This window comes from Lactiplantibacillus fabifermentans DSM 21115 (assembly GCF_000498955.2).
Lineage (GTDB): Bacteria > Bacillota > Bacilli > Lactobacillales > Lactobacillaceae > Lactiplantibacillus > Lactiplantibacillus fabifermentans.
This window is the reverse complement of the sequence record NZ_AYGX02000059.1, coordinates 1-7,390: the sequence shown is the minus strand read 5'-3', so window position 1 is coordinate 7,390 and position 7,390 is coordinate 1. Positions and strand designations below refer to the sequence as shown.

General features: G+C 45.4%; 5 protein-coding genes. 3 read left to right on the top strand and 2 right to left on the bottom strand.

Going from position 1 to position 7,390, the window contains the following annotated elements; translation table 11 throughout:
* The first annotated feature begins 402 nt into the window (after positions 1-402).
* The 3 genes from DY78_RS05070 (at position 403) to DY78_RS05060 (ending at position 4,529) form a co-directional block, all read left to right on the top strand.
* Positions 403-2,319 carry a M13 family metallopeptidase gene (locus DY78_RS05070; protein ID WP_024624264.1) on the top strand — a complete coding sequence of 639 codons (1,917 nt, stop codon included), beginning with the start codon at positions 403-405 and terminating at the stop codon, positions 2,317-2,319.
* Positions 2,320-2,386: 67 nt separating this feature from the next.
* Complete coding sequence (locus DY78_RS05065; RefSeq protein ID WP_024624265.1) at positions 2,387-2,863, top strand: GNAT family N-acetyltransferase; 477 nt, start codon at positions 2,387-2,389, stop codon at positions 2,861-2,863.
* A gap of 313 nt (positions 2,864-3,176) precedes the next feature.
* Positions 3,177-4,529 carry an FAD-dependent oxidoreductase gene (locus DY78_RS05060; RefSeq protein ID WP_024624266.1) on the top strand — a complete coding sequence of 451 codons (1,353 nt, stop codon included), beginning with the start codon at positions 3,177-3,179 and terminating at the stop codon, positions 4,527-4,529.
* Between the two features lie 77 nt (positions 4,530-4,606).
* Here the strand turns inward: DY78_RS05060 and DY78_RS05055 are convergent, their stop codons facing one another.
* Positions 4,607-6,757 (bottom strand): cell surface protein, encoded by a 2,151-nt coding sequence (locus DY78_RS05055; RefSeq protein ID WP_024624267.1) that lies wholly within the window; start codon positions 6,755-6,757, stop codon positions 4,607-4,609.
* 18 nt (positions 6,758-6,775) lie between these two features.
* Positions 6,776-7,309 (bottom strand): DUF3324 domain-containing protein, encoded by a 534-nt coding sequence (locus DY78_RS05050; protein ID WP_268872498.1) that lies wholly within the window; start codon positions 7,307-7,309, stop codon positions 6,776-6,778.
* Between the last annotated feature and the right edge of the window lie 81 nt (positions 7,310-7,390).

Genomic DNA, 7,390 nt, shown 5'->3' with positions numbered 1-7,390 from the left:
GAAGCTGATCTTTTTTGTCCGAACAGCGTTCGGATTAATTTTACAATCTACCTTAACAGCTTATATTGCTAAAAATCGTTTCTGAATTCGATTGGGCGCATCAATCAAGCTGACGGTTGCCAGTAATGGAATCCGCCGTGCGGGTGGCGTTAACGGGACGGGCTGGGTCGCGTTTACGCCACGGATGTCTTTGAAGACTGCGAGTTTCAGGCTTCAAAGCAAGGTTTCAGACCGCCCTTTGGCTGAAACCGGTCCCCACGGCGAATGGAATTACTGGCAACCGTCAGCGACAACCACCCCCTTTTTAAAATAATTGTTTTTTCCGAACGTGAATCGCCCAACCGTGAAACATTTCAGCTATAATTAAGACGATATTAGAATATTAATTGAGGAGTGGATTTAATGGCAACAATCAGTCAAGCAGCTGTAAAACAAGATCTGTATGACGCCGTCAACGGTGACTGGCAAGCAACCGCCGAAATTCCCGCTGACCATGCTTCGACAGGTGGTTTCATGGATCTCGTCGATGGGATTGAAAAAACGTTGATGCACGACTTTGACGCGATGGTCGCTGGCAAAACGACGCCTAACGACCCGCAGTTAGCCGAATTCATCAAGTTTTATCAATTGACCAAAGATTTCGAAAAGCGTGACCAAGATGGCGCCAAGCCATTACGGCCATATTTGAAACAAATTGATAGTTTGACCGACTTAGCGGACTTACAACAACGCATGCCGGACTGGATTTATGATGGTTTGCCATTACCATTTAGCCTCGATGTCGATGCCGACATGAAAAATACCAAGGTCAACGCTTTATTCGCGCAAGCGCCGAATACGATTTTGCCGGATAAGACATACTACGACGAAGGCAACCAACAAGGCCCTAAGTTATTAGCCGTTTATGGGCAAATGATGTTACAACTCTTGCAATTAGCTGGCGAATCCGCAGCTCAAGCGCAACAAATCGTTGATGACACGTTGAAATTCGACCGTTTAATCGTGCCGTGGGTCAAGAGTGCCGAAGAAGCGGCGGATTATAGCAAGATGTATAATCCGCGGCCATTCAAAGAATTCGTCAATAACAGTCGTTATTTGGACTTAGCTGCGATTACCTACTCCGTAATCAACGGCAATCCTGAACTCGTTATTTTGCCAGAACCCGCTTACTTCGATCACTTCAACGATGTGGTCAATCCAGATAACTTCACGATGATGAAGAACTGGATGAAAGCTAAGCTCGTGCAACGTTTAAGTGGCTACTTAAGTGATGAAATGCGGACCGTTGGCACAACTTATTCGCGGACGTTATCCGGACAAGCGCAACCTCGCAGCCAAGCTAAGAGTGCTTACTACTTAGCTGCCGGGGCTTTTGACCAAGTAGTCGGTCTCTATTATGGTCACAAATACTTCGGTGAAACTGCTAAAGCCGATGTGCATCACATGGTCGAAAAAATGATTGCCGTCTACAAACGCCGCTTACAAGCCAACACTTGGTTAAGTGCCGACACCCGGGCTAAAGCCATCGTCAAATTGGATAACTTGGGCATTCAAGTTGGCTACCCCGACAAGTTGGAAGCCGTTTATACAAAATATAAGACACTCCCAGCAGCCGATGGTGGCAATGTTTTGAGCAACGTCTTATGCTTTGGTCGGATTGCGCGACAAGATATGTTCGCCAAATGGGGCCAAGCCACCGACCGGACTCGTTGGGAAATGAGTGCAGATACAGTTAACGCTTACTATCACCCATTTATGAACATCATCGTTTTCCCAGCAGCAATTTTACAAGCACCATTCTACAGTTTGGACCAATCATCGAGTGCCAACTACGGTGGGATTGGGGCCGTCATTGCCCATGAAATCTCGCACGCCTTCGATAACAATGGCGCCTTGTTCGATGAATTTGGGAACTTGCATAATTGGTGGACGGATGACGATTCCGCGCACTTCAAAGAATTAGCCAAAGCAATGATTGCCGAATTCGATGGCTTAGACTTTGCTGGCGCTAAAGTTAACGGGACGTTGACCGTTTCGGAAAATATCGCCGATGCTGGAGGCTTAAGTTGTGCCGAAGAAGCCGCCAAAGGTGAAGCTGACGTTGATCTAGCGGCCTTTTTCACGAACTGGGCGATGGTTTGGCGGATGAAAGCGACCAAGCAATATATGCAATTGTTACTTTCAATCGACGTCCATGCGCCCGCTAAGTTACGGGCCAACGTCCAACCAAAGAACTTAGATGATTTCTACGCTACCTTTGATATTCAACCGACTGATCCGATGTACCTCGCACCGGACAAACGGGTTAAAATCTGGTAAGCTAATTTTAAATTACGTTACAAGTGCCGGGTGGATGCCGGGCACTTTTTGTTAGAAAGGATTTTCCATGTCACAATTTGAAAAGTACCATCCAATTTTGACGCCCCACTACACTTTTGACTGGTTAACAAAGGTGCGCGCCATGGACGTCTTCCACTTATGCCAGCAAGTTGACGCCGGCCAGCCAACCATGCTGACGACCGCCGACTACATCAATCAAACGATGCGCGAGATTTTCCATGATCAACAACTCGTCTGGGCGATCAGTGACCGCCAAACGGATCAATTCATTGGTCGCGCGGGGTTTTCACCAATTGATATGACCACCAAAACGGCCACCATCAGTGTCGAATTACTCGCAAAGATGGTCACTCCGGCGACATTAAGCGAGCTTTATCAACGATTACTCACGTTTGGGACTGATGAACTACACCTCACCCAGTTGACGGTCAATTTACCGGTTGAAGACGCCGATTCCCCGACAATTTTAAGCAAACTCGGTTTCACGGCCGTCACCGCCCAACAATATCGTTATCAAGTTTAGTCCGTTCACTAGCCTCACAAGCGCTGCTTGTGAGGATTTTTTTATTAATAATTGGCAAATCATCGTGCAACTGGTATGCTTAACTAAATATCACGTCACAACTATCACCCCCGCTGAACGTCAACCTCATTAACAACACGCATCCCCGAGTTTATCAGTGTTTGGTTATCACACGATTAATGAATACCTTTAACTTTTTGCCGCATAATGGTTGCGTTTTCATTTCAATCTAGTACAATGTAATTGTTAACTAAATCATGTTGCACAAAGTTAATTGTGAAATTAAACACATAAATTTTAAGGAGTGTTTTTAATGAAAGTTATCGTAATTGGTTGTACCCATGCCGGCACTGCTGCGGTTAATCAAATCTTGGCCACGGATCCTAACACGGAAGTGACCATCTATGAACGTAATGATAATGTCTCCTTCTTATCTTGTGGGATTGCCCTCTACTTAGGCGGCGAAGTCGCTGATCCTCAAGGTTTATTCTATTCAAGTCCTGACCAACTCGCCAAGCTCGGGGCAACGGTCCACATGCAACATGATGTCACCGACATTAACACTGATGCTCACGAAGTAACGGTGACTGACATGGTTAGTGGCGAAGTTAAAACTGACCATTATGACAAATTAGTGGTTACTACCGGTTCTTGGCCCGTAATTCCACCAATCGACGGTATAAAAAATCCCAATGTTTATCTCTGCAAGAATTGGAGCCACGCCCAAAAACTTTGGGAAGACGCCAAAGATGCTAAACGGGTCATCGTCATTGGTGGCGGCTACATCGGAACAGAATTAGTCGAAGCCTACCAAAAACAAGGTAAAGAAGTCACGTTGATTGACGGCTTACCACGTATTTTAAACAAATATCTCGATAAAGATTACACTGATCGCATTCAACAAGACTTCGTCGACCATGGCATCAAACTTGCCCTCGGCCAAATGGTCAAAGGATTCAGCGGTGAAGACGAAGTCACCGTCACGACCGACCAAGGCAGCTATACTGCTGATATGGCCATCTTATGCGTCGGCTTCCGTCCGAACACCGGCTTACTCAAAGGCAAAGTTGACATGAACGCCAATGGTTCCATTAAGACCAATGACTACATGCAAACCTCTGACCCTGATATTTACGGGGCCGGCGATTCAGTGGCAGTGCACTACAACCCAACCCACAAAGATGCCTACATTCCGTTAGCAACTAACGCCGTGCGTCAAGGGACCTTAGTTGGGATGAACATCTTCAAGCCAACCCGTAAATACATGGGGACCCAATCAACATCTGGATTACAATTATTTGGCAAGACCATCGTTTCTTCCGGAATGACGCTCGAACATGCGCAAGCAGAAGGGTTACCAGCTGCCGCCGTGACCGTTGAAGATAACTATCGGCCAGAATTCATGCCAACGACCACGCCCGTCTTAATGCAACTCGTTTACAATCCGGAAACGCGGGCCATTTTAGGGGCTCAATTCATGAGTAATTATGACGTTTCACAATCAGCTAATACGATTTCTGTCATGATTCAAAATGAGAATACCATTGATGACTTAGGCTTTGTGGACATGTTCTTCCAACCAATTTATGATCGTCCATTCAATTACTTGAATATCTTAGGTCAAGCCGCCATCGCCCAAGCTGCTAAAGCTGAAGTAACTGAATAACACCGACAAATAGACCCCGCTACGATTAGCCGTAGCGGGGTCTATTTTTAGTCTAAAATCAAATTGATAACACGTTCCTATGGGGCATTCGTTAACGTCCAAGTAATCTTACCGGAATATGAGCCGGGGGTGGCCCCAGCGTTGCTCCGATAGATGATTCCATTCTTATCGTCCCAAGTCTTTATGACATCATAGTCATCCAGATCACTGGTCGTTTCATGACTCGCGATGATAGTTCCTTCCGAGTTCAAGCCAGTGGCATTGCCATCGTTTAGATATTGCACTTCGCCTGGCAATGTTTGCCCATCTTCATTGGTAAATTTGCCAGCGCTAGCGGTTAATTTCCAACTGCTACCTTTGCCTCGGTCGTCAGCCACCACTAATTGCCAATCATCCTGACGTCCGGCCGTTTTAGCATGGCCGTCGACAACAATGTTTTGGAACTTACTCTCAGACGCAACGGTCTTAAAGCTCAGGGCACCACTGGTCACCGTAATCATGACGGTCTGTTTTTCAGACTGATTATCATCAAAATCTGAGGCATATAAAATTAACTTATTTTCACCAACATGTAGCTGTTCCGCCTTGATATGCACCCGAAAAAGCGCTGATTCATCATCATCACTCATGTTATAAGTCGGCAAATCTTCCCCATTCAAATTCGAATGAATCGTAATCGAACTATTGGAGATTTGTTCAGACCCTTCGGCAATCACGAGTCCAGTAAATTTCAGATCATTCCCGTTTGCAACGGTTTGCGTTGAGGAAACATACATATCAATATCTTGCGCCACGGTAATCGTGTAGTCTGGCGCATCGGCCGTCGTTGAAAACGACTTGTTTTTAAAGGTACTCGTTGTCGTGGTGGTGCTACTATTCACATCCACCTTATCGGCCGTCCCAGTCAATGAGATTGTGGCCGTTTGGTTGCTGGCTGACAAGGCTGACTTGAGCGCATAACTGACTTCAGTGGCACTGGCTGCCGGCGCATCAATGGTCTGATACGCCCCGTTGGCATATTTAATCACTGCCGACGTAAAGGTCACGTGCTTGGGTAGCTTCAAATCGGCTTCGATATTGTCCCAGTCGATTAGGCCCCCGTCATAACTCAACTTGTAATCATATTGCACTTCATGTTTGGCCTTCACTTTATCACCAGCAGCGACCGTCTTATCGGCAGTCTTATCAGTCACTTGCACACTGGCGCTATTCTTGACGGCGTTAGGCACACTTTCAATCACGACCATATTAGTGGAACTATTCGTTGTGGCCCCAATAAAGCCCCACCGCATTAAGCCGTCGCTACTATTGAACTTGCTCGTATCAATGGTTTCTGTTTTCTGAATGGCATTTGCATTCGTTGAACCGTCCGCATTAATATCATTAAACGTATACGTCATCGTCTTCGCACTGGCATTCCACTGTAAAACTAAGTGGTGCCAATTACTATCGCCTAAACTTAACCCGACACTGGGATCATGATGGGTCTGCGTAAAGAAATACCGATCCGGCATCACAATACCACTAATAATCCCACTACTAACTTTTTTGTTTACATATTGACTCGGATCACCCGGATACCCCGTGGCGATATGTTGCGTTTTAATCCCGACATCAAACGAATCTGCATCCCCAGCATTGCTCCACGAACTTGATGTATTCGCATACGTATCAAATTCTAACGCCCAACTATTTTGAATGGCTGACGCCGCAAAATCGCTAGCATCTTGTTGCTTGTTATCACTATCGATACCCCAAACGCCTAATGATTCAGTCTGCATATTCTTGCTGGTCATTTTGGAAGCCGCTTGCACGCCATTAGCATCATTTTGCATGACAAACGCCATCCCATCACCAGCTTTGCTGGCACTGGTCTGTGAGCCTAAATAAACCCACGCTTTGATGGTCGCATCCTCATTCAAGTTTAACCGGTTCGTGTCGGTGGACCAGAAGCCCCCAGTTTGTTTCTTGCCACTCATCAATTGAATAGCTTGCGTGTACGGTGCCGCAGTACTAGTTGCATCTTGAATGCTGGCACTATTAGTTAAGCCATTACTAAATATTGATGGTAATTCAAAGAGCTTATCCAATTGGTTCAAACCAGCCGGAGCCGTCGCTAACGAAGTCGTATTCGTTTCTTCATCAGCGGCCTGAATGGTCGTGGTACCAACCCACAAAATAGTAAGCGCTAAGAGTGCTGCTAAAAATAGTTTTGATACCTGCCGCATGGCTTTTAACTCCTCTCGTTATTGATCGTTGTTTTGCCGCCGATTTTTAATGAGTAACCAGATGACTAATCCTAATAGGATCACAATCAAGACGCCTAGACCAACAAACCACCAGAAATAGCTCTTCGTTTTTTCGACTGAGGTCTTGTTTAAAGACTTGGCTTTGTCTTGGCTAATCGTGAAGTTCTTAGTGAAATTCCACTTGTACTTGCCTTTATCAGATGTCGCCGTTAAGTGCAGGGTGTATTTACCAGCTTGTAACGGCTTCTTCCCATCACCAAGTGCAAAGTTGAAATTACTATTAGGCGCCATAGCCATATTTTCTTTGTCAGTCGTCAACAATTTTTTGCTAGAACCGACTTTCGTCACATAACTTTTCACTTTTAACCCGTGCATAATAACCGGTTCGGTATTTTCGAGTTGGGCGGTGACATAATTACGATAATTGATTTGTTGCGCCTTAACTTGTAACAACTTCATGTTAGGTTTGACATCAATTTTAGCTTTTTCACGAATTTGTAACCCAATGACGTAGGCGTACTGATTTTCGATAGTTGTTCCACTCGATTTTTTACTACTATGGTAGATTGCAAATTTAATCCGAATTTTTGGACAAATTGTTCAGCATAACCT

What these genes read in the sequence shown, in the direction of transcription:
- DY78_RS05070 (WP_024624264.1), top strand. Translation starts at nt 403, where the DNA reads ATGGCAACAATCAGTCAAGCAGCTGTAAAACAAGATCTGTATGACGCC.
- DY78_RS05065 (WP_024624265.1), top strand. Translation starts at nt 2,387, where the DNA reads ATGTCACAATTTGAAAAGTACCATCCAATTTTGACGCCCCACTACACT.
- DY78_RS05060 (WP_024624266.1), top strand. Translation starts at nt 3,177, where the DNA reads ATGAAAGTTATCGTAATTGGTTGTACCCATGCCGGCACTGCTGCGGTT.
- DY78_RS05055 (WP_024624267.1), bottom strand. Translation starts at nt 6,757, where the DNA reads ATGCGGCAGGTATCAAAACTATTTTTAGCAGCACTCTTAGCGCTTACT.